31 protein-coding genes and 1 pseudogene are annotated in these 25,527 nt (G+C 46.4%); 28 read left to right on the top strand and 4 right to left on the bottom strand.

Annotation, left to right across the window (positions count from 1 at the left end; all coding sequences use genetic code 11):
• The first annotated feature begins 25 nt into the window (after positions 1-25).
• A complete protein-coding gene (gene zwf / locus AC08OG_RS11970) occupies positions 26-1,495 on the top strand; it encodes a glucose-6-phosphate dehydrogenase (protein WP_482929608.1) in 1,470 nt (489 codons plus the stop codon).
• Positions 1,496-1,554: 59 nt separating this feature from the next.
• On the opposite strand, the gene asd is transcribed toward zwf, so the two are convergent.
• Positions 1,555-2,445, bottom strand: coding sequence for an archaetidylserine decarboxylase (asd, locus tag AC08OG_RS11975; RefSeq protein ID WP_482929609.1), 891 nt, complete (start codon positions 2,443-2,445; stop codon positions 1,555-1,557).
• An 85-nt stretch (positions 2,446-2,530) separates the two neighbouring features.
• Here asd and AC08OG_RS11980 point away from each other — a divergent pair, with 85 nt between their 5' ends.
• The 27 genes and pseudogenes from AC08OG_RS11980 (at position 2,531) to AC08OG_RS12110 (ending at position 21,619) form a co-directional block, all read left to right on the top strand.
• Positions 2,531-2,938, top strand: a complete 408-nt coding sequence (locus tag AC08OG_RS11980; RefSeq protein WP_292353668.1) for a flagellar basal body-associated FliL family protein — start codon at positions 2,531-2,533, stop codon at positions 2,936-2,938.
• 49 nt (positions 2,939-2,987) lie between these two features.
• Positions 2,988-3,497, top strand: a complete 510-nt coding sequence (locus AC08OG_RS11985) for a flagellar basal body-associated FliL family protein (protein ID WP_482929610.1) — start codon at positions 2,988-2,990, stop codon at positions 3,495-3,497.
• Positions 3,498-3,499: 2 nt separating this feature from the next.
• Positions 3,500-4,525, top strand: coding sequence for a flagellar motor switch protein FliM (gene fliM / locus AC08OG_RS11990; RefSeq protein WP_292353666.1), 1,026 nt, complete (start codon positions 3,500-3,502; stop codon positions 4,523-4,525).
• Positions 4,518-4,976 carry a flagellar motor switch protein FliN gene (gene fliN, locus AC08OG_RS11995; protein ID WP_292353665.1) on the top strand — a complete coding sequence of 153 codons (459 nt, stop codon included), beginning with the start codon at positions 4,518-4,520 and terminating at the stop codon, positions 4,974-4,976. The genes fliM and fliN overlap by 8 nt, the downstream gene beginning before the upstream one ends.
• Positions 4,973-5,395 (top strand): flagellar biosynthetic protein FliO, encoded by a 423-nt coding sequence (gene fliO, locus AC08OG_RS12000; protein ID WP_482929611.1) that lies wholly within the window; start codon positions 4,973-4,975, stop codon positions 5,393-5,395. The genes fliN and fliO overlap by 4 nt, the downstream gene beginning before the upstream one ends.
• Positions 5,395-6,132 (top strand): flagellar type III secretion system pore protein FliP, encoded by a 738-nt coding sequence (fliP, locus tag AC08OG_RS12005; RefSeq protein WP_292353663.1) that lies wholly within the window; start codon positions 5,395-5,397, stop codon positions 6,130-6,132. Before fliO ends, fliP begins: the two co-directional genes overlap by 1 nt.
• A gap of 2 nt (positions 6,133-6,134) precedes the next feature.
• On the top strand, positions 6,135-6,404 hold the full coding sequence (fliQ, locus tag AC08OG_RS12010; protein WP_014708077.1) for a flagellar biosynthesis protein FliQ: 270 nt from the start codon (positions 6,135-6,137) through the stop codon (positions 6,402-6,404).
• A 2-nt stretch (positions 6,405-6,406) separates the two neighbouring features.
• Complete coding sequence (locus tag AC08OG_RS12015; RefSeq protein ID WP_482929612.1) at positions 6,407-6,613, top strand: flagellar biosynthetic protein FliR; 207 nt, start codon at positions 6,407-6,409, stop codon at positions 6,611-6,613.
• Positions 6,540-7,187: a flagellar biosynthetic protein FliR gene (fliR, locus tag AC08OG_RS12020; protein ID WP_482929613.1), complete on the top strand. Its 648-nt coding sequence runs from the start codon at positions 6,540-6,542 to the stop codon at positions 7,185-7,187. Before AC08OG_RS12015 ends, fliR begins: the two co-directional genes overlap by 74 nt.
• Positions 7,180-8,319, top strand: a complete 1,140-nt coding sequence (flhB, locus tag AC08OG_RS12025; protein ID WP_292353661.1) for a flagellar biosynthesis protein FlhB — start codon at positions 7,180-7,182, stop codon at positions 8,317-8,319. The genes fliR and flhB overlap by 8 nt, the downstream gene beginning before the upstream one ends.
• 3 nt (positions 8,320-8,322) lie before the next feature.
• Complete coding sequence (gene flhA / locus AC08OG_RS12030; RefSeq protein ID WP_292353660.1) at positions 8,323-10,401, top strand: flagellar biosynthesis protein FlhA; 2,079 nt, start codon at positions 8,323-8,325, stop codon at positions 10,399-10,401.
• A 15-nt stretch (positions 10,402-10,416) separates the two neighbouring features.
• Entirely contained in the window at positions 10,417-11,619 is a 1,203-nt protein-coding gene (gene flhF, locus AC08OG_RS12035; protein ID WP_482929614.1) for a flagellar biosynthesis GTPase FlhF, read from the top strand.
• Positions 11,612-12,483: pseudogene (locus tag AC08OG_RS12040) on the top strand (MinD/ParA family protein). The gene flhF and the pseudogene AC08OG_RS12040 overlap by 8 nt, the downstream one beginning before the upstream one ends.
• Position 12,484: 1 nt before the next feature.
• Positions 12,485-13,213 carry an RNA polymerase sigma factor FliA gene (locus AC08OG_RS12045; RefSeq protein ID WP_439503955.1) on the top strand — a complete coding sequence of 243 codons (729 nt, stop codon included), beginning with the start codon at positions 12,485-12,487 and terminating at the stop codon, positions 13,211-13,213.
• Between the two features lie 28 nt (positions 13,214-13,241).
• Positions 13,242-13,619: a chemotaxis response regulator CheY gene (cheY, locus tag AC08OG_RS12050; protein ID WP_014708084.1), complete on the top strand. Its 378-nt coding sequence runs from the start codon at positions 13,242-13,244 to the stop codon at positions 13,617-13,619.
• Between the two features lie 18 nt (positions 13,620-13,637).
• A complete protein-coding gene (locus AC08OG_RS12055; RefSeq protein WP_292353657.1) occupies positions 13,638-14,369 on the top strand; it encodes a protein phosphatase CheZ in 732 nt (243 codons plus the stop codon).
• Positions 14,370-14,381: 12 nt separating this feature from the next.
• Entirely contained in the window at positions 14,382-16,373 is a 1,992-nt protein-coding gene (locus AC08OG_RS12060) for a chemotaxis protein CheA (protein ID WP_482929615.1), read from the top strand.
• A gap of 97 nt (positions 16,374-16,470) precedes the next feature.
• Positions 16,471-16,659, top strand: a complete 189-nt coding sequence (locus tag AC08OG_RS12065) for a response regulator (protein ID WP_482930552.1) — start codon at positions 16,471-16,473, stop codon at positions 16,657-16,659.
• Positions 16,590-17,417 (top strand): chemotaxis-specific protein-glutamate methyltransferase CheB, encoded by an 828-nt coding sequence (gene cheB, locus AC08OG_RS12070; RefSeq protein ID WP_482929616.1) that lies wholly within the window; start codon positions 16,590-16,592, stop codon positions 17,415-17,417. Before AC08OG_RS12065 ends, cheB begins: the two co-directional genes overlap by 70 nt.
• Before the next feature lie 3 nt (positions 17,418-17,420).
• Positions 17,421-18,161, top strand: coding sequence for a flagellar motor protein (locus AC08OG_RS12075; RefSeq protein ID WP_292479965.1), 741 nt, complete (start codon positions 17,421-17,423; stop codon positions 18,159-18,161).
• A gap of 4 nt (positions 18,162-18,165) precedes the next feature.
• Positions 18,166-18,543 carry a flagellar motor protein MotB gene (locus AC08OG_RS12080; RefSeq protein ID WP_482929617.1) on the top strand — a complete coding sequence of 126 codons (378 nt, stop codon included), beginning with the start codon at positions 18,166-18,168 and terminating at the stop codon, positions 18,541-18,543.
• A complete protein-coding gene (locus AC08OG_RS12085; RefSeq protein ID WP_482929618.1) occupies positions 18,540-19,076 on the top strand; it encodes an OmpA family protein in 537 nt (178 codons plus the stop codon). Before AC08OG_RS12080 ends, AC08OG_RS12085 begins: the two co-directional genes overlap by 4 nt.
• Positions 19,073-19,870 carry a ParA family protein gene (locus AC08OG_RS12090; protein WP_292353652.1) on the top strand — a complete coding sequence of 266 codons (798 nt, stop codon included), beginning with the start codon at positions 19,073-19,075 and terminating at the stop codon, positions 19,868-19,870. The genes AC08OG_RS12085 and AC08OG_RS12090 overlap by 4 nt, the downstream gene beginning before the upstream one ends.
• Positions 19,863-20,444, top strand: coding sequence for a chemotaxis protein CheW (locus AC08OG_RS12095; RefSeq protein ID WP_292353651.1), 582 nt, complete (start codon positions 19,863-19,865; stop codon positions 20,442-20,444). The genes AC08OG_RS12090 and AC08OG_RS12095 overlap by 8 nt, the downstream gene beginning before the upstream one ends.
• Positions 20,445-20,545: 101 nt before the next feature.
• Entirely contained in the window at positions 20,546-21,025 is a 480-nt protein-coding gene (locus AC08OG_RS12100) for a chemotaxis protein CheW (RefSeq protein WP_292353650.1), read from the top strand.
• A gap of 6 nt (positions 21,026-21,031) precedes the next feature.
• Entirely contained in the window at positions 21,032-21,214 is a 183-nt protein-coding gene (locus tag AC08OG_RS12105) for a hypothetical protein (RefSeq protein WP_292353649.1), read from the top strand.
• Positions 21,215-21,232: 18 nt separating this feature from the next.
• A complete protein-coding gene (locus tag AC08OG_RS12110) occupies positions 21,233-21,619 on the top strand; it encodes a DUF2802 domain-containing protein (protein WP_292353648.1) in 387 nt (128 codons plus the stop codon).
• Here AC08OG_RS12110 and AC08OG_RS12115 read toward each other — a convergent pair.
• The 3 genes from AC08OG_RS12115 to fliK all read right to left on the bottom strand — a co-directional run bounded on the left by AC08OG_RS12115 (position 21,616) and on the right by fliK (position 25,483).
• Positions 21,616-23,427 carry a putative bifunctional diguanylate cyclase/phosphodiesterase gene (locus AC08OG_RS12115; RefSeq protein WP_414673322.1) on the bottom strand — a complete coding sequence of 604 codons (1,812 nt, stop codon included), beginning with the start codon at positions 23,425-23,427 and terminating at the stop codon, positions 21,616-21,618. The genes AC08OG_RS12110 and AC08OG_RS12115 overlap by 4 nt on opposite strands.
• A 212-nt stretch (positions 23,428-23,639) precedes the next feature.
• The gene (locus AC08OG_RS12120) at positions 23,640-23,918 is read right to left on the bottom strand and encodes an EscU/YscU/HrcU family type III secretion system export apparatus switch protein (protein WP_482929619.1); all 279 of its coding nucleotides are present in this window, start codon (positions 23,916-23,918) and stop codon (positions 23,640-23,642) included.
• Positions 23,915-25,483 (bottom strand): flagellar hook-length control protein FliK, encoded by a 1,569-nt coding sequence (gene fliK / locus AC08OG_RS12125; RefSeq protein ID WP_482929620.1) that lies wholly within the window; start codon positions 25,481-25,483, stop codon positions 23,915-23,917. The genes AC08OG_RS12120 and fliK overlap by 4 nt, the downstream gene beginning before the upstream one ends.
• Positions 25,484-25,527 lie beyond the last annotated feature (44 nt).

The following is a 25,527-nucleotide window of genomic DNA, read 5'->3' on the forward strand; positions in this document are numbered from 1 at the left end:
TCACAGCCTTGTAACGGGAGAAACCATGCAACCTTGTACTATTGTTATTTTCGGCGCCACCGGCGATCTGTCCCAGAAAAAACTGCTGCCCGCCTTGTATCATTTACAAGCGGAAAATCGTTTAACCGACGACACCCGCATCATTTGTATGGGACGCAAAGAAAGCACCCAGGAAGAGTGGCAGGAGCTGGTAACAGAATACGTTACTCCCAGAGTTCGTGGTGGCATCGATAACGAATTACTGCAAACTTTTCTGAAGAAAGTGCATTATTTCAAATGTGATATCAACGAAGCATTCAGCTATCACGAATTGAAAAAACTGATCACCACGCCGGAAAATGGTTTCTCTCAAAATATCGTTTTTTACCTCTCCATCAGTCCTTCTCTATTCAGCGTAGTGGGCGATCAGCTTTCTGCCGTTGGGTTGAATCAGGAAACTGATGGCTGGCGTCATCTGGTGGTCGAAAAACCCTTTGGTTACGATCAGAAAAGTGCCGCTGAACTGGAACGCATTCTGCGCAAAAACTTCACCGAAGAACAGACTTACCGTATCGATCATTACCTGGGTAAAGGCACGGTTCAGAATATCTTTGTTTTCCGCTTTGCCAATTTGTTGTTAGAACCCTTGTGGAATCACAAATACATTGATCACGTACAGATCACCCATGCCGAACAACAAGGTGTTGGTGGCCGTGCTGGCTACTATGATGGTTCGGGCGCTTTACGTGACATGATTCAAAGTCACTTATTGCAAGTGATGGCATTGGTCGCAATGGAACCACCTGCAGACATGGATGATGAATCATTACGCGATGAAAAAGTAAAAGTTCTCAAATCAATTCGTCCAATCACTAAAGACATCGTTGATCAACATGCTTTCCGTGGCCAATATGCGGCAGGTGAAATCAACGGCAAACCGGTCAAAGGTTATCTGGAAGAAGATGATGCACCTGCAGGCAGTGTGACCGAAACGTATGCCGCGATGAAAGTCTATATTGATAACTGGCGCTGGCATGGTGTGCCTTTCTATCTGCGCACCGGTAAATGCATGCCGGAATCAAAAGCGATGATTGCCATTCGCTTTAAAAAACCGCCTTTGGAATTATTCAAAGACACCAAAGTAGGTGAAAGTCATGCCAACTGGATCGTCATGGGTCTGCAACCTGACAATACGTTGCGTATTGAACTACAGGCCAAACAACCCGGGTTGGAAATGAAAGCGCATACCGTTGGTCTGGAAACAATGGAGTCGGATGACAACAAGCACAAGCTTGATGCTTATGAAGCATTAATACTGGATGCTATCCAAGGTGATCGTTCTTTATTCCTGCGTGCTGATGAAGTCAATCTGGCCTGGAAAGCGGTTGATCCGATCCTGGAGAAATGGTCTGAAGAAAAAGATTTCATCCACACCTATAAAGCGGGTACCTGGGGTCCGGAAGAAGTGGAGCAATTAAAGGACAACAGTTGTCACGCCTGGCGTAACAATGTCTAGATAGCAAACAAAAAAACCGGACAATGTCCGGTTTTTTTGCGTTTGATTATCTAGATACTTCAGGTCAGGGCCTGACCCAGTTTTATCTTCATCTCGGCTTTCCAGTTATCTGTCCAGGTTGGCGCGCCAGGTGGTAATAATAAAACCACCGTCGACCCCATGTTGAAACGCCCCATCTCCTCACCTTTATTCAGACGAATATGGGCATCGGTATAGTGCCAGTCCAGAATACCTTTGGTGTATGGTGGCGTAATCTCGCCTTCATGCCACACTGTTTCCATACTGCCAACAAAAATAGCGCCAACCAGAATAAGCGCCACAGGTCCAAAGTCGGTCTGAAAAATTGTGACCACGCGCTCGTTGCGGGCAAACAATCTCGGTACACCGCGAACGGTAAGTGGATTAACCGAAAATAATTTCCCCGGTATATAGCGCATTCGGGTCAGACTTCCTGAAACAGGCATATGGATTCTATGGTAATCACGTGGTGACAGATAAATTGTCGCAAATTGTCCCCCATCAAACTTTTCCGCTACTGCTGAATCGCCACCTAATAGTTCGAGCGTTGAATAATCATGGCCCTTGGCCTGTACAATTCTGCCTTGTTCGATAAAGCCCAACTGGCTTAAACAACCATCTACCGGAGAGACAACTACGTCACTCCCCAATGCGACTGGTCTGGTTTGGGGTTTAATTTTGCGGGTAAAAAAAGCATTGAAATGCTGATAGGAATTAATATCTGGATTTACCGCTTCCGACATATCCACCTTATACTGGCGAATAATAATTGAGATTATGCGATTCTTAAACCAGGGTGTGGTTAATCGACAAATTCGGTGCATCAGCAGTGATAATAAGTGTTGTGGCAGACAGTATTGTGGCAGGGTCAGCCAGAAATCTTTTTTGCTCGCTCTCGGCACCTGATTTTGCTTTAGTTCATTATTAGACAAATTGCCCCCTTTCACGCATTACCTAAGCTTGTCATAATCAGTTGCTGATATCACCAGCTCATTCCGCAAAGGAGTATACCAAGTCATGAAAAATCTGCTGAACGCATTAATAATCACATTGCTCAGTTTTACCAGCTATGTATGTTATGCGGGAGGTGGCCAGCCGAATCAACCATTGTATTACGTTATTGAAGAGCCCTTTACCATTAATTTTTTGCGGCAAAGTGATGATCAGGCACGTTATCTGCAAATCAAGGTAGCGTTAAAGTCAGAAGATCCAGCCATCCTGGCCAGTGCAGAAAGTAACCTACCAATGATTCAGGACACGCTGCGTATTCTATTTGCAGAGCAAAATATGGATTCAGTAAAAAGTCTGGAAGGTCGTACCCAACTCCAAGAAGAAGCTTATCAGCGTATTAAAGCCATTTTTGAAGAAGAGACAGGTAACAGCAACCTTGAAGCAGTGTATTTCACTACCTTTCTCTGGCAATGAACAGGCACGGTATTTGCTTTGAATAATTTATCGATAGGACATAGACAACATGGCTGAAATACAAAAAGATATCGAACTCAAACAAGGCATGAGCAAAAAAACCAAAATCATCATGATTATTGGGATTGTCGTGCTGTTATCTATCATAGGGGCAGGTGTTTACTGGTGGCTGTCTAAAGATGCAGCTTCGGATGAGTCGACAGAGGATGCCGAGGTAGAGGTACAGAAAGCTACTCCGGTTTATCATGAAGTGACCGCCCCCTTTATTGTCAATTTCTCAGAGCAAAGCAACGATCGGGTCCGCTATCTGCAAATCAAAATGAAAGTCATGGCGCGCGATCAGGCATCCATTGATCTGTTTGCTTTACATGAACCCGCACTGGTTCATGAATTGCTGATGTTGTTTTACAGTCAAAATTATGACGATCTCAGTACGACTGAGGGCACAAAGGCTTTACAGCAGGCATCGCTGGAAACCATTAATAGTTTCCTTAAACAGCAGAATAGTGATGTCGCCGGGCTTGAAGCCGTTTATTTCACCAGTTTGGTAATGCAATAGATATGGCCGTTCACGATATATTGTCACAGGATGAAGTCGATGCACTGCTAAATGGTCTTGGCGGTGACGATATCCAGCAGAATAAACCTGAACTGGATGAGTTCGGCAAACCACGGCGTTATGACTTCGGTAACGAAGAACGCATTATTCGTGGTCGGATGCCGACGCTGGAAATGATCAACGAACGTTTCGCCCGCTATTTACGAATTAATCTGTTTAATATGCTGCGCCGCTCCGCTGAGATTTCAGTGGGTGGCGTTCAGGTGATGAAGTTCTCTGAGTATGTTCATACATTGTTTGTTCCGACCAGTCTGAATCTGATTCAGCTACAACCATTACGTGGCACTGGACTTATCGTCTTTGAACCCAAATTAGTGTTTACCATTCTGGATAATTATTTTGGTGGTGAAGGCCGGTTTCAGGCTCGTATAGAAGGCCGGGAGTTCACTGCCACCGAGTTACGGGTGATACGGATGGTGTTGAATTTGTGCTTTACCGATTTGACTGAAGCCTGGTCACCAGTTATGCCAGTAAAATTTGAATTCGTCAGCCATGAAGTCAATCCTCAGTTTGCCAACATTGTCAGTCCCAGTGAAGTAGTGGTTATTTCCACCTTCCATATTGAACTGGATGGTGGTGGTGGAGATTTACATATCACCTTGCCCTACTCGATGCTGGAACCGATTCGTGAGTTACTGGATACCGGCCTGCAAAGTGATCGTTCTGCCGATGATGGTCGCTGGGCCAAATCAATGCGTGAAGAATTGATGTTGGCGGATGTCACCGTTTCGGCAACACTGGCGCAAACGAAACTGACGCTGGAACAAGTTCGCTCATTAAAAGTGGGCGACATTATCCCTATCAGCATGCCCAAAACGGTGACCACAATGGTGGAAAATATCCCGATATTCCGTGCTAGCTATGGTGAGCATAATGAAAAAGCGGCGTTGAAAATCACCTCAATTATTGAACATCCCAAAGACACTACACCAAGTTACCAGATGACAAAGGCTAAAAATCATGAGTGAAGATACAAAACAATCCGATCAGGATCTGGCTGACGAATGGGCGGCTGCACTGGAAGAACAGGTCGATGACGATAGCGGCCAGGATGACTGGGCAGCAGCACTTGAAGAGCAGGCCGATGCCGAGTCATCAGCAGCCCGGCCCAGCCCTGCTCCACTGAATAAACTGGATGATGAAGGTAAACCACGTACTGATGTAGATATGGACATGGTTCTGGATATTCCGGTGACCATTTCGATGGAAATTGGCCGTACCCGAATCAGCATCCGTAATTTACTGCAATTAAGTCAGGGTTCAGTGGTTGAACTGGATCGGCTGGCGGGTGAACCGATGGACGTATTGGTTAACGACACCTTGATTGCCCATGGTGAGGTAGTGGTGGTTAACGACAAATTCGGTATACGTCTGACCGATGTTATCAGCGCCGCAGAGCGGATTAAAAAACTGCGATGAGATATTGGCAAGTCATTTTGGTGAACTCTGTTGCGTTGTTCCCACTATTGGTCAACGCAGAAACCATGAGTTCCACACCAGTCAATGCCAGTACATTGCTACAAACGATCTTTGGCTTGATTGTGGTGCTGGCGATAATTGTGTTTTTAGGCTGGATGCTTAAACGCAGTCAATTCTTTCACGCAGCACATAATGGTCAATTAAAGGTTTTAGGATCCCTCTCTTTAGGTACGCGGGAAAAAGCTGTGTTGATACAAGTGGGCGAACAACAGCTTTTAATTGGTGTTACTGCGCAACATATCAGCACTTTGCATACGCTATCCGAACCACTTCCCATTCGTGAAATTTCCCCACCCGCTGAGGGCGAGTCATTTGCTGATCGGCTGAAACAGATGATGCAGCAGCGAGGCCATAAATAATGCGTAGCGTTGGTTTGTTCTTGTTACTGCTAGTGTTGCCTGGCTTGGTTTTAGCTGAGCCTGGTATTCCTGCATTGACCTTGTCGACTGGCGAAGATGGATCACAAAGTTATTCGCTGACCTTGCAGATCCTGGCGTTAATGACAGTGTTGACGCTGTTACCGGCAGCATTGTTAATGATGACCTCATTTACCCGGATCATTATTGTATTGGCGATTCTGCGGCAGGCAATGGGTGTGCAGTCCACGCCTTCCAATCAGATTATGATTGGTCTGGCGCTGTTTCTGACTTTCTTTATCATGTCTCCGGTCTTCAGTACAGCCTATGAAAATGGCGTTCAGCCATATATGGATGGCGATATCGAAGCAACCGCAGCGATTGAACAGGTTAGTCAACCCTTTCGCGAATTTATGCTGGCGCAGACCAGAGAGAGTGATATCGAATTATTTGCTGAAATTGGTGGTTATTCCGCCATTGAAAGTCCTGCAGATGTACCTTTCAGCCTGTTGCTGCCAGCCTTTGTGACCAGCGAGTTAAAAACCGCTTTTCAAATTGGCTTTTTGATTTTCGTACCATTTTTGATTATTGATCTTGTCGTCGCTTCAGTTTTGATGGCAATGGGGATGATGATGTTGTCACCCATGCTGATCTCTCTGCCCTTTAAACTGATGTTATTTGTTTTAATTGATGGCTGGGCATTATTAATGGGAACGCTGGCTTCCAGCTTTTATATCTAGCGATGACTCCTGAAACCGTCTTAACCGTTATGCAGCAAACTCTTGAAGTGATTACTTTGCTGATTATTGTGATACTTATTCCAGCGTTAATCGCCGGCTTAATCGTGAGCATGTTTCAGGCGGCTACCTCTATCAACGAACAGACGTTAAGTTTCATTCCCAAATTGCTGGTAACGATTTTGGTATTGATGGTAGCCGGCCCATGGATGCTCAGTCTGGTCACCAATTACACGGTTCGACTGTTTGAAAACATTCCCTACCTGATAGGTTAGCGATGAATCTGTCTATCGCAGAAATCAGTGCGATGCTCGGGGCGTATATGCTGCCGCTATTTCGCATTGGCGGTATGCTGATGGTGGCACCGATTTTTAGTAGCAATTTTGTCAATGTTCGAACCAGACTGATCATTGCTCTGGCCATCACTTTCGTGGTGGTTCCAACCATCAATACTCCCCCCGGTATTCTCGCCGCTGAGTGGTGAAGGCATCCTGCTTATTGCTCAAGAAGTGATGATTGGTATCTGCATGGGATTTATGTTGCAACTATTGATTAATGCCTTCATCGTCGCCGGTCAGATTATTGCAATGCAGATGGGGCTTGGTTTTGCCTCAATGGTTGATCCTCAGAATGGCACTACGGTGCCAGTAATCAGTCAATTTTATCTGATCTTCATTACCCTGATGTTTCTCAGTATTAATGGGCATTTAGTATTGATCCAGGTGATGGCAGAAAGCTTTATCACCTTGCCAATGGGTGCCGGCGGTATTTCAGTGGAAAGTTTTCGTGATATCGCCGGGCTGGCCAGCTGGATGTATGCAGCCGGTGTTATTATTGCCTTACCTGCAATTGGCTCTTTAATGATGGTCAATCTGGCGTTTGGTATTTTGTCTCGTGCTGCCCCACAAATCAGCCCATTTTCGATCGGTTTTCCGCTTACCATCGGCTTGGGCTTTGTCATCATTTATATCACCCTGCCCGCGGTCGGCAATCATCTGGTTAACTTTTCGGATCAAATGCTGCAAATGACACGAATGCTGGTAGTGAACAATGGCTGATCAGGATAGCGGTCAGGAACGCACCGAAGACCCCTCGGGTAAACGTCTTGATGAAGCACGGGAGAAGGGTCAGGTCCCCCGATCCCAGGAATTAAGCACAGTAGTGGTATTGATTTCCAGTGCGGTGGCGATGCTGTTTGTAGGTGGAAATCTGGTCAGCAGTCTCGGCGAGGTAATGACCCAATCCTTTTCGCTGAACCGCAAGTTGATCATGGACCCGCATATGATGGCGCAGCAGCTGATTGTCGCCTTGAAAATCATGGCTGTTGATGTCGGTAGTTTTCTGGCAATTACGCTGATAGCGGCATTAGCAGCTCCGGCATTGATTGGCGGCTGGAATTTCTCCACGCAGGCCATGGGCGTCAAACCGGAAAAGATGAGTCCGCTTCGCGGTCTTAAGCGTATTTTTGGCCCTCAGGGTCTGGTTGAACTTGGCAAAGCGCTAGGCAAGTTTTTACTGGTGGGCAGCATAGGCACCTTAATTCTGTGGAGTCTGCGTGACCGATTATTGACACTGGGACGGCAGGAAGTTGAAGTGGCAATGACAGAGCTGGGGTTCATTGTCCTCTGGGGATTTTTAGCAATTTGTGCCAGCCTGATTTTGATTGCGTTGATTGATGTGCCTTTCCAGCTATGGAATCACACTAAACAATTACGCATGACAAAACAGGAACTTAAAGACGAAAATAAAGAAACCGAAGGTAGCCCGGAAGTCAAAGGGCGGATTCGCAGGATGCAACTCCAGTTATCTCAACAACGGATGATGCAGGATGTGCCCGAAGCCGACGTTATCATTACCAACCCAACACACTACGCGGTTGCTTTACGTTACGACCAATCTAAATCTGGCGCTCCAATTGTCCTGGCTAAAGGCACCGATCTGATGGCGCAACAAATCAGAATGGTCGCCGATCACCACGAAGTGCCCATTATCTCTGCTCCTCCACTGACCCGAGCCGTCTATTACAGCACGGAAATCGGTCAGGAAATTCCATCTGGTCTATATATTGCAGTAGCCCAGATATTGGCGTTTGTCTTCCAATTGAGACGTTATAAAAATACGGGCGGTAACAAGCCAAATCTCAATACAGAAGACTTGCCAATACCGGATGAATTTAAACGAGATGAGTAGTCAATGGAGAATACAAGCCTGACAAGCCGTTTAGGTGGGGTGTTAAATGGTAATGTCGCGACACCAATGTTCCTGGTGGCATTGCTGGCCATGGTGGTCATTCCCCTTCCTGCATTTATGCTGGATATGTTATTCAGCTTTAATATCGCCTTATCACTGACCATCGTGCTGGCCAGTGTTTATGTGAGAAAACCCTTACAGTTCGCCGCATTCCCAACCATACTGCTATTAGCAACCCTGCTAAGACTGGCTTTGAATGTCGCTTCTACCCGTATTGTTCTGCTTGAGGGACACACCGGTACTGCCGCCGCCGGGCAGGTTATCGAAGCATTTGGTGAGTTTGTTATCGGCGGTAACTATGCGGTAGGTCTGGTCGTTTTCGCCATTCTGGTTATTATCAACTTTGTGGTGGTCACCAAAGGTGCAACGCGTATTGCTGAAGTTAGCGCCCGTTTTACCCTGGATTCGATGCCCGGTAAACAAATGGCGATCGACGCTGACTTAAATGCTGGCTTAATTGATCAGGATGAAGCCCGCCGTCGTCGTGAAGAAATCATGCAGGAATCAGATTTTTACGGTTCTATGGATGGTGCCAGTAAATTTGTTCGCGGTGATGCTATTGCCGGGATCCTGATCCTGTTTATCAATATCATCGGTGGATTTGTCATTGGTGTTCTGCAACATAGTCTGAGCTTTTCTGAAGCAGCACATAACTATACCCTGCTGACGATAGGTGATGGTCTGGTCGCCCAGATACCTTCATTACTGCTTGCTGCCGCTGCGGGCTTGCTGGTCACCCGCTCTACTGCTGATCAGGATATTGGTGAGCAGATTTTCTCTCAGTTGTTGAAAGAACCCAAAACCCTGGCCATTACCTCAGGCATTATCGGCGGAATGGGTTTAATTCCCGGCATGCCAAATGTCCCATTTTTACTTTTGGCCGGTGCCGGTGCTGGCAGTGCCTGGTTGATAGCACAGCGTCAAAAAGCCGCCACACTTGCGGCAGCTCCACCGCCACAACAGGAAGCCAATCGAGATCAACGGGAGCTGAGTTGGGATGATTTAAGTCCGGTTGATCCAATTGGACTGGAAGTCGGTTATCGCTTGATCCCACTGGTAGACAAAAATCAGGGCGGCCAGTTGATGAATCGCATCAAAGGTATTCGCAAAAAGATTTCGCAGGAAATGGGCTTCTTAATTCCACCGGTGCATATCCGCGATAATCTGGATTTATCGCCCACCGCGTATCAAGTCACTTTATTTGGTGTGACCTTTGGTGAAGCCGAGGTCTATCCCGATCGGATGCTGGCAATCAATCCCGGTCAGGTCTTCGCCCAATTAGAGGGTATTCGTACCAAGGATCCCGCCTTTGGTCTGGATGCAATCTGGATTGAGCCCAGCCAGCGAGAGCATGCCCAGGCCCAGGGTTATACCGTGGTTGATGTTGACACAGTTGTTGCCACCCATTTAAGTAAAATCCTGCAAAATCATGCGCATGATTTACTGGGACGCGAAGAAGTTCAGCACCTGCTGGACAATCTTGCCAAAACTGCGCCCAAACTGGTGGAAGGTCTGGTACCCGATACCGTCCCATTAGGTACGGTGCAAAAAGTACTGCAAAACCTGCTACAGGAAAACATTCCAATTCGCGATATCCGCACCATCAGTGAGGCAATTGCCGAACAGGCAGCACGCAATCCCGATCCCGAAGCAATCACTGCCGCAACACGGATGGCGCTGGCACATTCCATCGTACAGCACATTAATGGCACCCAACCTGATCTGCCTATTATCACGTTGGATCCAGAGCTGGAACAAATATTGCTAAAAACATTACAGGCATCTGGAGAAGGTGGCGCAAGTCTGGAACCGGGACTCGCAGAAAATATGCACAAAAATCTGCAAGAAGCGGCTCAACGACAAGAGATGTCGGGTGAGTCGGCGATTTTGGTGGTTCAGGCGGGATTAAGAGGTTGGATTTCCCGTTTTATCCGTAACGCGATTCCAGGACTACATGTGCTTTCCTACAACGAAATACCTGATGATAAACAAATACGCATTGTGGCAAATGTGGGTCGATAACAAGAAGGTGATGTGATGAAAATTAAACGTTTCCAGGCGGCAGATGTACGTCAGGCAATCCGCGAAGTACGTGAAGTACTGGGTCCGGATGCCGTTATCCTCTCTAATACTCGCGTTGATGGTGGCGTGGAGATTGTGGCGGCTACAGATTACGATGAGACGCAATTCCGTCGTCAGAATAATGTTCCTCGTCCCGCAGCTGTCGCAGACGAACCCAAAATTGAAATTGATCCTGCTCAACCGCAAGCACCGGCTTACGTTTCCCCACAACAAAATATCTGGTCGCAGGAACCCACTCTGGTTCAGATGCGCAAAGAAATTGCCAGTTTGCGGGATATGCTGCAAAACCAGCTATCTGATTTAACCTGGAAGGATATGGCAAGACAAAGTCCCACCCAGATGCAAGTTTTGCAACGCCATATGCGCATGGGAACGGATGTTGAACTCGCCAAACAACTGGTTACAGCCAGTCAGGGAATTGATGATCTGGAAACTGCCTGGCGTCAATCATTAGGCAAACTTGCGGCGCAAATCCCGTTATCAGATCAGGACATTATCGAAAAAGGTGGCATCATGGCTCTGGTGGGACCGACTGGCGTTGGTAAAACCACGACCATTGCCAAACTGGCAGCGCGTTGCGCATTGAAACACGGTGCACGCCAGGTAGGCCTGATTACCACTGATTGCTACCGAATCGGCGGTCAGGAGCAACTGCGTAGTTATGCTCGTATATTGGGCGTCTCATTACGAGTCGCGCGAAACCATCAGGAACTGGGTGAAGCACTGAATGATATGCTTGATCGGCGCTTTATACTGATCGATACTGCAGGTATGAATCCGCGTGATATGCAATTAACACAAAAAATAGCTATGTTAACTCAGCATTCTCCCCGAATCCGACATTTCCTCACGCTGTCTGCAACCACCCAAAACTCTGCTCTGAATGATATCATTAAGGCGTTTTCGCACCTTAAATTAAGCGGCTGCATTCTGACCAAAACTGATGAAAGCAGCAGTCTGGGAGGTGCGGTCTCTGCAATAATTCGTCATCAACTGCCTTTGGCCTATATCTGCGATGGTCAGCAAGTACCTGAAGATCTCGGTCTGGCACGACCAAACAGTTTGGTGAATCAGGCCAGTGAGTTGATGCAATCTGAACAACAAGCACTGGATCCTCATACAGTATCCAGTTACGGAGGTTTTGCCGCTTATGGCTGATGCACCCTTGGACCAGGCAAGTGGTCTGCGAAAAATGACCCACATTCCGAAGCCGGTAAAAGTAATCGCTATTGCCAGTGGTAAAGGTGGTGTGGGTAAAACCAATGTCACGGTGAATATTGGTGTGGCACTTGCTACTCAAGGGAAAAAAGTCGTTCTACTCGATGCTGACCTGGGTTTGGCCAATATCGATGTGATGCTTGGCTTACATCCGCAATTCAATCTGCTGCATGTTCTTGAGGGAGATAAAAGCCTGAAAGAAATTATGGTTGATGGCCCATCCGGGCTACAGATTATCCCAGCGGCTTCCGGTGTTAAGAAAATGGCTGAACTCAGCCCTGCTGAACATGCGGGTATGATTCAAGCTTTCAGTGAACTCGATGATCATATTGATATCCTGCTTATCGACAGTGCAGCAGGTATCGCTGACAGTGTCGTCAGTTTTACCAAAGCGGCGCAGGAAGTCATCGTTGTTGTCTGTGATGAACCTGCCTCAATTACCGATGCCTATGCATTAATCAAATTACTGAGTCGCGAGCATGGAGTTGAACGATTCCATATTATTGCCAATATGGGACGCAGTATTCAGGAAGGTCGTGAATTATTCGATAAAATCTCACTGGTATGCGATCGCTTTTTGGATGTAACCTTAAATTTTATGGGGATTGTTCCTTTTGATGAAGATCTTCGTCGGGCAGTTAAAAAGCAACGTTCAGTGGTCGAGTTTTTACCGCGCAGCAAATCTGCCACGGCATTTCAGCATCTGGCAAAAAAATCGATTACTGGCCCGTAGCCAAACAACCGAGGGGAAATATGGAATTCTTTGTTGAACGTCTGATACAGGCTAGCCTGGAAGCAGGTTAGGATGATTGGATTAAGCATGTATTCCAGCCAAATATCAGAACTCACTCAGCACCAGCTGATTGAACAGCATGGTGGCCTGGTTAAACGTATCGCTTATCATCTGGTTGCCCGCTTACCCCATACGGTTGAAGTGAATGATCTAATTCAGGCAGGCATGATTGGTCTGCTGGATGCTTCCCACCAGTATAAAGCCAGCCAGGGTGCCAGCTTCGAAACGTATGCGGGTATTCGTATCCGTGGAGCGATGCTTGATGAAATTCGGCGCAATGATTGGGCACCGCGCTCGGTACACCGCAAAGCCCGTGAAATCGCTGAAGTCATGCATCAGCTTGAACAGCAACTTGGCCGTTCACCAATGGATGTAGAGGTGGCGGATGCACTGGAAATGACACTTGATCAGTACCACCAGCAATTACAGGATGCCTCAGGGCACCAGGTATTCAGTCTGGATGATATGACTGATAATCAACTGACTGATGGTGACTCTTTCGGTAGTGATGATGTCGGTCCCGCTGAAATCACCGAGAATAACAATTTTGAACGCGCTCTTGCAGAAGCGATAGACGGTCTGCCGGATCGTGAGCGGTTATTAATGAGCCTGTACTATAATGAAGAATTAAACTTAAAAGAAATTGGTGAAGTACTCGGCGTCAGTGAGTCACGTGTCAGTCAGATCCACACACAAACTGTGGTGAGATTGCGTAGTAAGCTTCGCGATTGGATGCAGTAATTTTGGGAGGTATACCTTGGATAAAAATATGAAAATCCTCATTGTGGATGACTTTTCTACAATGCGACGGATTATCAAAAATCTATTACGTGATCTTGGCTTCAATAATACTATTGAAGCAGATGATGGTTTAACTGCCCTGCCCATCTTAAATGCAGGTGGTATCGATTTCCTGGTAACCGACTGGAATATGCCCGGCATGCAAGGAATAGACTTGCTTAAAACTGTGCGTGCCGATCCCAAATTAGCTACCTTGCCCGTGTTAATGGTTACTGCCGAGACAAAACGGGAGCAAATCATTGAGGCCGCTCAGGCTGGCGTCAATGGCTATATTGTCAAACCATTTACGGCCGCAACATTAAAAGAAAAAATCGAAAAAATATTCGAACGTATCAACGCACAATAATCCGCTGGAAAGGAATTTATGGAAGCTCTGAATAAAGCAGAACAACTTGAAGCCGCCCAGGCCCTTATTAATGCGATTGAGCAGGATGACGAAGATCGTATTAAAACTGAATTAATGGCGCTTACCAATGCTCGCGAAAGTGCATTATTTCAGCAAATAGGCAAATTGACCCGTGAACTTCACGAAGCATTAAATAACTTCAAAGTTGATGCCCGACTGGTTGATCTGACACACAACGATATGCCGGATACCCGGGATCGTCTGAACTACGTTATTCAAACCACTGAAGAAGCTGCACACAAAACGTTAGGTTATATCGATAAAACCCTGCCTTTGGCTAATGAATTGAAACAAACTGCCGCTAAGCTCAATGAAAGCTGGCAACGCTTTCGAAATCGGGAGATGTCAGCAACAGAATTCCGTGATTTGAGCCGGGAAATTGAAGCTTACTTACCTGTGGTGAATACGCATGCTGGGGAGATCCACAATAACTTATCTGAAATGACGCTGGCACAGGGCTTTCAGGACTTAACCGGACAAGTTTTACGCCAGGTCATTGGACTGGTAGAAGAAGTTGAAAACAATCTGGTAAAACTGGTTAAGGTGGCAGGACAATCTCAGCAAAGTGGAGAGACAAAACAGGTCGATCCATTAAAAGCAGAAGGACCGCAGATAAATGCTAAAAATAAACCGAATGTGGTCAACAACCAGGACGATGTGGATGATTTGTTATCCAGTCTTGGTTTTTAGAAGGACAGGAGCATGGCCTTAGATACAGATGATGAAATTCTGCAGGATTTTCTGGTTGAGGCAGAAGAAATACTGGATGGCTTGAATGAGCAATTGGTTGCTCTGGAAACACAGCCACAGGATAAAGATTTACTTAACTCCATTTTTCGGGGCTTTCACACCATTAAAGGTGGCGCTGGATTTTTAAGTCTCGAAGCGATGGTAAACCTGTGTCATAAAGGCGAGGATGTATTTAACCTGTTGCGTCAGGGTGAACGCCTGGTTGATGCAGACATGATGGATACCTTTCTCAAGGTACTGGATATTCTTAACAGTATGTTTGCTGAGGTCAAAGCCGGCTCTTATCCAACGGCAGCTGATCCGGTCATAATCGATCAACTGGCGGCTTATTTATCTGGTGAAGCGCCGCCCGCTGCTGCAGAACCTGAACCAGAGCCTGAACCAGAAGTGAGCCCACCGGCAGCTGAGAACAATGTAGCTGGCGATGACATAACAGATGATGAATTTGAAGCGCTACTGGACCAGTTGCATGGCAATGCTGCGCCTGGCATTACTCCACCTGCAGATCCTCCTAAAGCCGAACCAGCCAAATCGACTGGAGATGATGAAATCTCCGAAGAAGAATTTGAAGCGCTTCTGGATGAATTACAGGGAAAGAAACCAGCAGCTAAAACCACTCCTCCGCCCGCAGCTAAACCTGCTGCCGAAGCATCTAAACCTGTCAGTCCAGCAGAACCTGCATCTTCACCGAAAACGGCTGAAGATGAGGATGTGGTAACAGCGGTAAAACCAGCAGCTGCTGCAGCTGCACCGCAAGCAGCGAAAGCGCCAGCAGAAACCAGTGTACGCGTCGATACGTCCCGACTGGACGACATAATGAATATGGTAGGCGAACTGGTTCTGGTGCGAAATCGTATTAACACGCTGGAAGCGGCCTTTGAAAACGAGGAAATGGCCAAAGCCGTCAATAATCTTGCCGTGGTTACTGGAGACCTGCAAACCGCCGTCATGAAAACGCGGATGCAACCGATCAAAAAGGTATTCGGTCGCTTCCCTCGAGTGGTACGTGATTTGGCTCGCAGCCTGAAAAAAGACATCAATCTTGAATTACGTGGCGAAGAAACCGATTTGGATAAAAATCTGGTAGAAGCCCTGGCAGATCCGTTGGTGCATCTGGTTCGTAATGCAGTCGATCATGGCGTTGAAATGCCCGATGTCCGTGAAGCGGCAGGCAAACCGAAACAAGGGCAAATCGTGCTCGCTGCAGCTCAGGAAGGTGACCATATTCTGCTGACTATTTCAGATGATGGCGCCGGAATGAACCCTGAAGTATTACGCCGCAAAGCCGTTGAAAAAGGCATGATGGATGAGGAAGCTGCCTCACGTCTGACCGAATCGGAATGTTTTGCATTGATATTTGCACCAGGATTTTCGATGAAACAGGATATTTCTGATATCTCCGGTCGCGGTGTCGGTATGGACGTGGTCAAGACAAGCATCTCCAAACTCAATGGTGTCATTGATATTCAATCGGAAATAGGCAAAGGCACTACACTTTCTATCAAAGTCCCGTTAACTCTGGCGATCATGCCCACATTAATGGTGATGTTGGGTAATCAGATATTTGCCTTCCCATTGGTCAGTGTGAATGAAATTTTTAATCTGGATTTGAATAAAACCAATACCGTTGATGGTCAGCAAACTGTTATTGTTAGAAACAAAGCTCTGCCCTTATTTTATTTGCGTAAATGGCTGAATAAAAACAATGTCACAGAGCGTAAAGCAACAACCGAACATGTTGTTATCGTCAATGTCGGCACACGAAAAGTGGGTTTTGTTGTTGACCAGTTGATTGGACAGGAAGAAGTGGTTATCAAGCCTCTGGGAGCCCTGCTGCATGGTACCAAAGGCTTTGCAGGAGCGACCATTACTGGCGATGGACGTATTGCTCTGATTCTTGATTTCCCAGAGTTAATGAATACCTACGCACATCGAAATTATTAAGGATATTTGTGACTGTTAAGGTACTGATTGTTGATGATTCAGCTTTTTTCGCCGGCGACTGACTGAAATCATTAATGCCGATCCACGGCTTGAAGTTATCGCCAGTGCCGCTGATGGTATGGAAGCCGTCGAACTGGTATCTCGCTACAGACCCGATGTTATTACCATGGATTTGGAAATGCCTGTATTGGATGGCATTGGGGCAGTAAAAAAATCATGCGCCGTCGCCCTACCCCGGTGCTTATGCTTTCCACCTGGACCACGGATGGCGCCAAGGCCACACTAGAGGCATTAGATGCCGGGGCGATGGACTTTCTGCCAAAACGTTTTGAAGATCTTGCGCAGGACAAAGCCAGCGCCCGGCAAAAATTATGTGACCGTATCAATTTTCTGGCAACACACTCAAAGCCTGAAAAACATACCACAGCCATCAAAACGTCAGAATCACCGGTCACCATAACGCCACTTGAAAAGAAAAAAATTGAACTGGTGGTTATCGGCACCTCAACCGGTGGGCCTGTTGCTTTGCAAAGTGTATTGTCCCAGTTGCCAGCGGAATTTCCGTTTCCGATTATTCTATTGCAGCACATGCCTGCAACGTTTACCCCCTCTTTTGCTGAACGACTGAATTCCCAGTGTCATATCAAAATCAAAGAAGCTCAGCAGAATGATTCCTTAAAACCAGGAGTGGCTTACCTTGCTCCGGGTGGACAACAATTGATGTTGAAAGGCCGTCGAGGACAGCTTTATCTGCAGGTCGAGGCTGGCCCCGAAAATGCAACATATCGCCCCTGTATTGATGTCACACTGGAATCTGTTGCCCAGATTTGTCCAGCACAGACCTTGACGATAATCCTTACCGGTATGGGGGCTGATGGTTGTGATGGGGCGATAAAAATGCATCAGAAAGGCTCAACCGTGTGGGCTCAGGATCAACAGTCCAGTACTATCTATGGTATGCCAATGGCCGTCGCCAAGGCAGGCGTGGCTGATAAAATTCTCAGCCTGGCTGAAATCGGTAAACTACTGACGGCGCTTAAATAAGCTATGGATATCCTTAGCATCCTGGGCTTACTGATTGGTTTTGGTGCCATTATTGTCGGTCAGTATCTGGAAGGTGGGCATCTCGATACCATTCTTAATGCGGTGGCCTTATTAATTGTATTGGGCGGTACACTGGGTGCCGTAATGCTACAGACGCCGATGAATACATTTTTGCGTGCATTGAAAATGACCGTATGGATATTCAAGCCCCCTCAGCAATCGGCCAAACGTTTACTGGAAAAGATTCTTGACTGGAATCAAATCGCCCGACGTGAGGGGTTACTTCGCCTTGAGGCTATGGCTATGGAAGAAACCGATATCTTTACCCAAAAAGGTCTGCAACTCATTGCTGATGGTGCCGAGCCGGAAATCATTCGTGAAATTCTGGAGACCGATCTCGATATCATGGAAAACAATGATCTGCAGGCCGCTAAAGTCTATGAAGCCATGGGAGGTTATTCACCCACCATCGGTATCATTGGCGCGGTATTAGGGTTAATTCACGTCATGGGAAATCTGGCAGATCCTTCCTCACTTGGATCAGGCATTGCCGTGGCTTTTGTTGCCACCATTTACGGTGTCGGGCTGGCTAACCTATTGTTTTTACCAATCGGAAATAAACTCAAGACGTTGGTACAGCGCCGCACCCAATTACAAATGATGTTAATTGATGGCTTGATCAGTGTGGCTGATGGTGACAATCCACGCAATATCGAAAGCCGTCTGCAGGCATATCTGGGTTAATCCTATGGCCCGGAGAAAGCGTCATGAAGAACACGAAAACCATGAACGCTGGCTGGTTTCCTATGCTGATTTTATTACCCTGCTGTTTGCGTTTTTTGTGGTGATGTATTCCATTTCTTCTGTTAATGAAGGTAAATATAGGGTGCTATCAGAGACACTGGAAAGCGTGTTCTCACAATCAACCCGCAGTGAGGACCCCATTCAGATTGGCGAAGTCAGCCGCGGACAAGGCGAACGAGTAGCTTCACCGGGTAAACCAGAACTTCCGGATTTTGAAATTGAATTACCCGAACTTCCCAAAGAACGCCCCCCGTTTCCGAGCAGAGCATACGGACGATTAATGATATTTCGCAGCAACTCAGCAGTGCACTGGCCGATTTGATTACTAATGAAGATGTCAGTATCAAACAAACTGAAGACTGGCTGGAGGTAGAAATCAATTCCAATTTTCTGTTTGCCAGCGGCGATGCGCGTTTAGCACGTGAGGCTGTGCCAGTGATTGGTCAGATTGCGGATGTACTGGCACCCGTTGCCAATCCTCTGCAGGTTGAAGGGTTTACCGATGATCAACCGATCAATACGCCAAGATTTCCGTCAAACTGGGAGTTGTCAGCAGCCAGAGCTGCCAGTGTTGTAAATTTACTGGATCGTTTTGGCATTGAGCCGGGACGAATGTCAGCTATTGGGTATGGAGAATTCAAACCGATAGCTGATAATGAAACGGAATTGGGCCGCCAAAAAAACCGTCGGGTTGTTCTGGTTATTCTGGGCAGCTCGGAAAGCCGGAGGACACTTGAAGTGTTTGATCAATTTAATCGCTCTGCAACAGAGCCAGAAAACTCAAGTACTCCCATTACTGACACCTTGTCATCGCCGTTGATGATGCCCGCCAATAATGGTGAAGCATCTCCATGACGGTCTGGGCGATCGCCAATCAGAAAGGTGGCGTAGGCAAGACCACTACGGTGGTGAGTCTTGCCAGCCATCTGGCGTTGAAGGGCCATTCAACGCTGTTGCTGGATATGGATCCACATGGTTCATTAACCACTTATTTTGGTTTTGATCCGGACAATATCGAAAACAGTATCTATACCCTATTCCAACATGCTGAACAGCAACCACTGAACGCCATATTCAAAACATTGAAGAAAACCAGTCAGGAAAATATGTACATATTACCGGCTGCAACTGCGATGGCGACACTGGATCGCCAGCTGGGCATTCAAAGTGGCAAAGGTTTAGTGATACAAAAAACCCTACAGCAACTCAAAGACCGTTTTGAATATGTACTGATTGACTGCCCGCCAATGCTGGGAGTGTTGATGGTGAATGCTCTGGCTGCATGTGATGAGCTGTTAATACCGGTCCAGACTGAATTTCTGGCCTTAAAAGGGCTAGAACGCATGTTGCACACGCTACACTTGATCAACCATTCCCGTCAGCACAAGCTGCCGTATCTGATTGTGCCGACCATGTATGATCGTCGTACTCGGGCTGGCACCCAGACATTGCAAAAAATGCAAAAAGACTATGAAGATAACCTTTGGCAGGATGCGATTCCAATAGATACGCAATTTCGTGATGCCAGCAAATCAGGCATTCCCCTGCCAGCACTCAATCCTGAAAGTCGGGGCAGCATGGCGTATGAACGTCTAATGAAGAAACTCACCAAAGCCGCAGCAGTGGCAAAGTCAGATAAGAATGTCTAAGCCAACACAAATAAAAGAACCAAAACAGGCGTTAGCAGCTTATCTGCAGGAGTTATTGCTGGACAGTGAACCGGAAACGCTTGAACAGGTAGCTGCTGAGATAGACCAGACACTTCCTGTCGCCGAACCCGAAAGCTTCGCCGACATCGAAAATTCGCCTGACAAACATACGCAGGCATTATTATTCGAGGTGGCGGGAATGCAGCTTGCATTGAGTCTGGATGAACTGGATGGCATTGAAAACTGGCCAGACGATGGGTTGTCGCAAATTCCAGGGCATCCAAGCTATGTTGTTGGAACCTTAAGTCGGCCTCAACAGCATACCCAAGTAATCGATTTGACAACATTGATCACCAATCAATCAAGTAATTCAGATAACAACCGATACATATTATTAGTAGACAATAAACAATTGGGATTGGCGGTCTCAGCGATACGTCATGTGGTCAAGCTCGAGGGTGATAATGTGCGTTGGCGGCGAGAACCAGGTCAGAGACCCTGGCTGGCGGGTATGTTAATGTCTCCTCTGAGTAGTATTATTTCGTTACCCGAGCTGTTAAAAATAATACGTTAGCAAATAAAATTGGCACAAACTGTGCTTTGATGAATATATATAAATAGCGTCATAAAATTGGCAGATTAAGGTTGGTCAATTTTTTGAATAAGGAAAAAACCATGAGCGAGCAAGATAATCAGGCCGGCAGTGATCCGATTCTACAATGGGTTACCTACCATTTGGAACAGGAAGTCTATGGCATCAATGTGATGCAGGTGCAGGAAGTATTACGCCCAACTGAAATAGCTCCAGTACCTGGAGCACCTGATTATGTGCTGGGTATCATCAATCTACGCGGTAATGTGGTAACCGTCATTGATACTCGCAAGCGGTTTGGTCTGCCCTCCCGTGAAGCTGACGAAGATTCGCGAATTATTATTGCCGAAGTCAGTGGTAACGTTATTGGCATGTTAGTCGACAGCGTCGCTGAGGTGGTTTATTTACATCAATCAGAAATTGACACTGCGCCTAATGTCAGCAGTGATGACAGTTCTCGTTTTATTCAGGGCGTATGTAACCGAGATAAAACGTTATTGATTCTGGTTGACGTCAATAAACTGCTGAATGATGATGAAATCGCTGATATCGCCAGTTTCTGATGTGACATGGCTGACGAAATTCATCCTGCTCAACCACTTGTTCCTACAACAAGAGTGGATGTTCCTGCAGATGAAAAACGTCGCCATAAACAGAACGAGCAGGACGATAATCATGTCGAAGATAATGAAAAAGAAAATAAACAGCCAAAGCGGCCACCTAAAACCGGCATTATTGATGAATATGTGTGATATCTCAGGAGATATATCATGATGTTATACGGCTTATACAGTTTGGTGGGATTGCTGGGGATTGTGCTACTGGTCACCAGCTACCGTTTCTTTCGATTGAGCCGCTCTCAGGCCACCCAAATCAGTGCTCTGCAGCAACAGTTATCTGCTTTATGCAGTGCTGCAGTGGGTTCGGATGAACGAATTGTTCGCTTTGAACAAACCCTGATGAAAATACGTGAGCAGCAAAACAGTATGGATTTGGGACAGCCTCAACAACAAAGTTACGAGCATGCCATTCGCTTGGCAAGAAAAGGTGTTGATATCAATCAGCTTATTGATAATTGCAACCTGAGTGAGGAAGAAGCATTGTTGATTACCCGTCTGCATGGGATGCAGCGTCAGTCCGTAACCGATTTACACTAGGATTTATTAGGCAACGCGCGTTGAGGCTTACCAATTAAATAACCTTGGACAAAGTCCACACCGAATTCCTGCAACATCTTCAGTGTTTCCCTGTCTTCAACAAACTCAGCTACCGTTTTTTTGCCGAGACTGTGTGAGATATCAATCATTGATTTCACCAATAATTGATCTACCGGATCATTATGTAAATTGGTGATAAACCCACCATCAATTTTCAATATATCTACCGGGAAATGTTTTAAATAGCTGTAAGAGTTGAAACCGGCACCAAAGTCATCCAGTGCGAAGCGACACCCTAAATGTCGCAGACGATCCACCATCTGTTTGGTTTGTTCAAAATTGGATATGGCTGACGTCTCAGTAATTTCAAATACCAGACGCGAAGGATCGGCACCGGTTTCCAGCAGTTTGCGTTCCACCAGAGGATATAAGTTCTGATCGAGGAAAATATTGCCCGACAAATTAACCGCCAGTGCTGTATCACTCGGTATGTGTGTTAGCAATTCAAATGCATGATTAACCACCCACAAATCAATCTGGTGAATTAACCCCATAGCCTCAGCAACGGGAATAAAATCCTGTGGGTAATAGAGTTTGTCGCCCTGTCCACGCATTCGAATCAAACATTCGTAATGGTTGATTTTCCTCTCTTTGAGCGAGTAGATGGGCTGAAATTCCAGAACAAATTTTTCTTGTTTCAATGCCGCACGAATTCTGGGCGCCCATTTGACACTGTGTCTTAATGCATACATTTCACGATCTGCCGGGCTGTATACATGTACACGATTGCGTCCACGTTTTTTGGCGGTATAACAGGCCTGATTGGCATGCGACAGAATTTCACCTACTGTCGAGGCATCCGCTTCGGAAATACATTTAACACCGATACTGGCAGATAAATGATATTGATGATCATGGAAAGTAAAACTGTAGCCATCAAACAGGTCTCGCAAACCTTCTGCCCGCGCTACGGCGGTTTCCGGATCGATGGTATCGACTAATACCGCAAACTCATCAGAACCGATTCGAACCAGTGTGTCGCGGACTTTAAAAAATCCCCGCAACGAATTCGCAACCTGTACCAGTAAGCTATCACCCGCCTCATGACCCTCAGCGTCGTTAAGAACTTTGAAGCTATCCAGATCAATATAAAACACCGCACTACTGGTATGGAAATTCCGCACCTGCGTTAAAGTAATTTCAAGTGCCTGTTCAAGCCGACGCCGGTTTGCCAGACCAGTCAAATCATCATGATTTACTGAAAATTGCAGTCGAGCTTCCATCACCCTTAGCTGGGCATTTTCGTCTTCAATCTGTTGTTGGCGGAGATAGTAATGATCACGTTCGCGCTTGGTAGCCAGCGTGGTCATAACTGCAGGCGGCAATGATTCAGCAGTAAGCGGCCGATATAAAAGCGACGTCACCCCATGCCCCAAATCCGTTAATAACTGGTTATGGTTCCATTGGGATTTTTCGGTCAGGGCAATAACCGGAATGCGCCGCCATTCATCAAACTGATCCAGTTTCAGTCGCAGTTCACGGGCATTACATTCACCCAGGCGACAATCCAGAATAATTAAATCAATATCACATTGATCATCATTAATATTCTTGCGCAGTACTTGCATCAGCTTTTCTTGGCCATTTGCACTGGTGATGTTAGTAAATCCACTAAGTGACAACATGGTTTGCAGAAAAGCCAGATCAGAAACGCGTGTCCCGCTAATCAGAATTCGTGCCGCCAGTAAATCATTAACTTCCGCAGCAGATACTGGCGCCGTCAGGCTCTGCTCGGATGTCTTTGACACCTGTGACTCAATTGTTAGCAGTTTATTCATCTGTTCTGTATGCGGTTACTTTTGACCGGTTTTAGAGATACATGCAGATGAAAATAGCGGTTTTATATTTTAAAATCAATACTTAATGTGATTTTTATAATGCGATTTATAAAGTATTGAAGAAATTTAGCCTATATGAGCTCAATGATAATGGTTCGATATAGATGAATTGCTAAAGGAATTTAACCTTTTTCTTTGGGAAACTTTCCTGAAACAATAAAGGCATAGGCTATCACTTCAGCGATTACCCGATATAAAGCTTCGGGTATCGCTTCACCCAGCTGCATATCTTTAAGCATGTCCGCTAACGCTGCATCTTCACGAAGCGGAATATTGTGCTGTTTGGCAATGCGGATAATTTCAGCGGCAATATCACCTTCACCACTGGCGGTCACTGTCGGTGCATTATCACCATCATAATGTAGTGCAATTGCTCGTAATGGCTGTGACTGCTGTTTCATACCGAAATATCCAGTAATGCATCAGAGGTAGCTGTCTGCGTCAGCGGCGTTAACCATTCCACCGGGGCACAGTGACAACTTAATTGTTGCACCTGTAAATCAAGTGCCGCTAATTTTTCGCGTAATAAATCGATATTTTCCTCCAGCAATGCCACCGCTTTGGGATCTTCTGCCGTTAATGCCACACTGACAACACTTGATTGTAAGCCGATCGAAGCCCGCAGCTTGCCAAGGTTTTGCGTTTCCAGGTTCAGTGTGACCTGCCATTGCTCTTCATCTTGCTGGTTCTGCCTGTTCCCCTGCTGAAACTGTAACTGCATCCACTGTAACTGTTGTTTGTCCCTTAGCGGCACATCCATTAACCAGACCTGCTGTTGGGTGGGGCTATCCGCTTCCCTTACCATATTCAGTTGGTTCATCTGTACCCTGGCAAGCGCCGTTTCCACCTCACGCAATAACACCTGCAATCTGGCTAACTCTGTAACGCCAGCCTGAAATTGGGCATTCTGATTAATTTGTTGAACAGGCGCATTCTGAGAATTCATTGGTTGGTTATTTGTAACAGTCGCGCCAACAGAACCTTGTCTAGCCAGAAGCGTGGTGAGTAACTGTGCTGGCGTTTGCCCGCCAGCCAGTAAAGCATTGGTAATATGTGATGGCAGTTGCTGTAAAGCCGCCGGTTGATTGAGCAGATTTATCAGTGCAGTTCGAATCTCCGGCGGAAGATTCTGAGCATTGATTTGTCCATTTGCTGTCTGTCGGATCTGCCCTTCCAACGCAGCAGCCAGTTTCAGCAAATTGGCTTTAAAGTCTCCAGTTAAACTCGGATTAGGCTGCAGTAACTGTCGTTCCAGGAATACGCCTGACTGCTGAATAGCTTGCTGTAAATTGGCAGGTTGCTGGACAGTCTGTAATTCGCGAATATTTTGCCAAAGTTGGCTCACGGCATTTTGCACCGGCAGCATGTTTTTCAATTCAGGTAATGCATTGATAACATTTTGCAATTGTGGTGGCTGAGCTAGAACCATTGGCATTAAACGACGTTGTTGGGAAACCATGGTTTCTGAGGAAGTTTGATTGGGAGTTTGTAAAGCCACACTTAACGGTGAGTTACTGAGAATTTGCACTAAAAGTTGCTGACCGGGTCTAAAGCTGGAACTTAGTCTGCTAATATCCAATTCCAGGGGAACAGATACCTTTCCTGTTTGCTGCAGCGCCAGCAAGATGGATTGCTGGGGCAGCAACTTAATGACCTCAGCCAATAGCGTTTGCCCCGGACGCAGATCGGTCGAAACGGAAGAAACGGCTGCGACTGAAATCAGTTTAAACGCCACTTTATCAGCGCTATCGGACCGCTGTAGTTCGATAGTCTGACCACGTTGCAAATCCACACCAGCCTGAATGGTGACGATTTTTCCCGCCAATTGAATATCAACATTTTCACCGGCTTTACCTGCTGAGACCACCACCGCCTGTGCAACCTGACCAGGAGTAAGCGGCAGCGTGCGACTTGCAGTTTCCGTAACAATGACCTGAGCAGCCTGTGAGCTCTGAGGTATTTGCATGAATTCACCCAGCATTAAACACAATGCTAGTATAGCAACCAACT

Source organism: Methylophaga sp. F7, from assembly GCF_056863975.1.

Coding starts and splice junctions, on each gene's coding strand:
- AC08OG_RS11985 (WP_482929610.1), top strand. CDS start 2,988: ATGGCTGAAATACAAAAAGATATCGAACTCAAACAAGGCATGAGCAAA.
- zwf (WP_482929608.1), top strand. CDS start 26: ATGCAACCTTGTACTATTGTTATTTTCGGCGCCACCGGCGATCTGTCC.
- fliQ (WP_014708077.1), top strand. CDS start 6,135: ATGACTCCTGAAACCGTCTTAACCGTTATGCAGCAAACTCTTGAAGTG.
- AC08OG_RS12110 (WP_292353648.1), top strand. CDS start 21,233: ATGATGTTATACGGCTTATACAGTTTGGTGGGATTGCTGGGGATTGTG.
- flhA (WP_292353660.1), top strand. CDS start 8,323: ATGGAGAATACAAGCCTGACAAGCCGTTTAGGTGGGGTGTTAAATGGT.
- AC08OG_RS12045 (WP_439503955.1), top strand. CDS start 12,485: ATGATTGGATTAAGCATGTATTCCAGCCAAATATCAGAACTCACTCAG.
- fliN (WP_292353665.1), top strand. CDS start 4,518: ATGAGTGAAGATACAAAACAATCCGATCAGGATCTGGCTGACGAATGG.
- fliO (WP_482929611.1), top strand. CDS start 4,973: ATGAGATATTGGCAAGTCATTTTGGTGAACTCTGTTGCGTTGTTCCCA.
- flhF (WP_482929614.1), top strand. CDS start 10,417: ATGAAAATTAAACGTTTCCAGGCGGCAGATGTACGTCAGGCAATCCGC.
- AC08OG_RS12015 (WP_482929612.1), top strand. CDS start 6,407: ATGAATCTGTCTATCGCAGAAATCAGTGCGATGCTCGGGGCGTATATG.
- AC08OG_RS12075 (WP_292479965.1), top strand. CDS start 17,421: ATGGATATCCTTAGCATCCTGGGCTTACTGATTGGTTTTGGTGCCATT.
- AC08OG_RS12090 (WP_292353652.1), top strand. CDS start 19,073: ATGACGGTCTGGGCGATCGCCAATCAGAAAGGTGGCGTAGGCAAGACC.
- AC08OG_RS11980 (WP_292353668.1), top strand. CDS start 2,531: ATGAAAAATCTGCTGAACGCATTAATAATCACATTGCTCAGTTTTACC.
- cheY (WP_014708084.1), top strand. CDS start 13,242: ATGAAAATCCTCATTGTGGATGACTTTTCTACAATGCGACGGATTATC.
- AC08OG_RS12055 (WP_292353657.1), top strand. CDS start 13,638: ATGGAAGCTCTGAATAAAGCAGAACAACTTGAAGCCGCCCAGGCCCTT.
- cheB (WP_482929616.1), top strand. CDS start 16,590: ATGCGCCGTCGCCCTACCCCGGTGCTTATGCTTTCCACCTGGACCACG.
- flhB (WP_292353661.1), top strand. CDS start 7,180: ATGGCTGATCAGGATAGCGGTCAGGAACGCACCGAAGACCCCTCGGGT.
- fliP (WP_292353663.1), top strand. CDS start 5,395: ATGCGTAGCGTTGGTTTGTTCTTGTTACTGCTAGTGTTGCCTGGCTTG.
- AC08OG_RS12060 (WP_482929615.1), top strand. CDS start 14,382: ATGGCCTTAGATACAGATGATGAAATTCTGCAGGATTTTCTGGTTGAG.
- AC08OG_RS12080 (WP_482929617.1), top strand. CDS start 18,166: ATGGCCCGGAGAAAGCGTCATGAAGAACACGAAAACCATGAACGCTGG.
- AC08OG_RS12105 (WP_292353649.1), top strand. CDS start 21,032: ATGGCTGACGAAATTCATCCTGCTCAACCACTTGTTCCTACAACAAGA.
- AC08OG_RS12095 (WP_292353651.1), top strand. CDS start 19,863: ATGTCTAAGCCAACACAAATAAAAGAACCAAAACAGGCGTTAGCAGCT.
- AC08OG_RS12120 (WP_482929619.1), bottom strand. CDS start 23,918: ATGAAACAGCAGTCACAGCCATTACGAGCAATTGCACTACATTATGAT.
- AC08OG_RS12100 (WP_292353650.1), top strand. CDS start 20,546: ATGAGCGAGCAAGATAATCAGGCCGGCAGTGATCCGATTCTACAATGG.
- fliK (WP_482929620.1), bottom strand. CDS start 25,483: ATGCAAATACCTCAGAGCTCACAGGCTGCTCAGGTCATTGTTACGGAA.
- fliM (WP_292353666.1), top strand. CDS start 3,500: ATGGCCGTTCACGATATATTGTCACAGGATGAAGTCGATGCACTGCTA.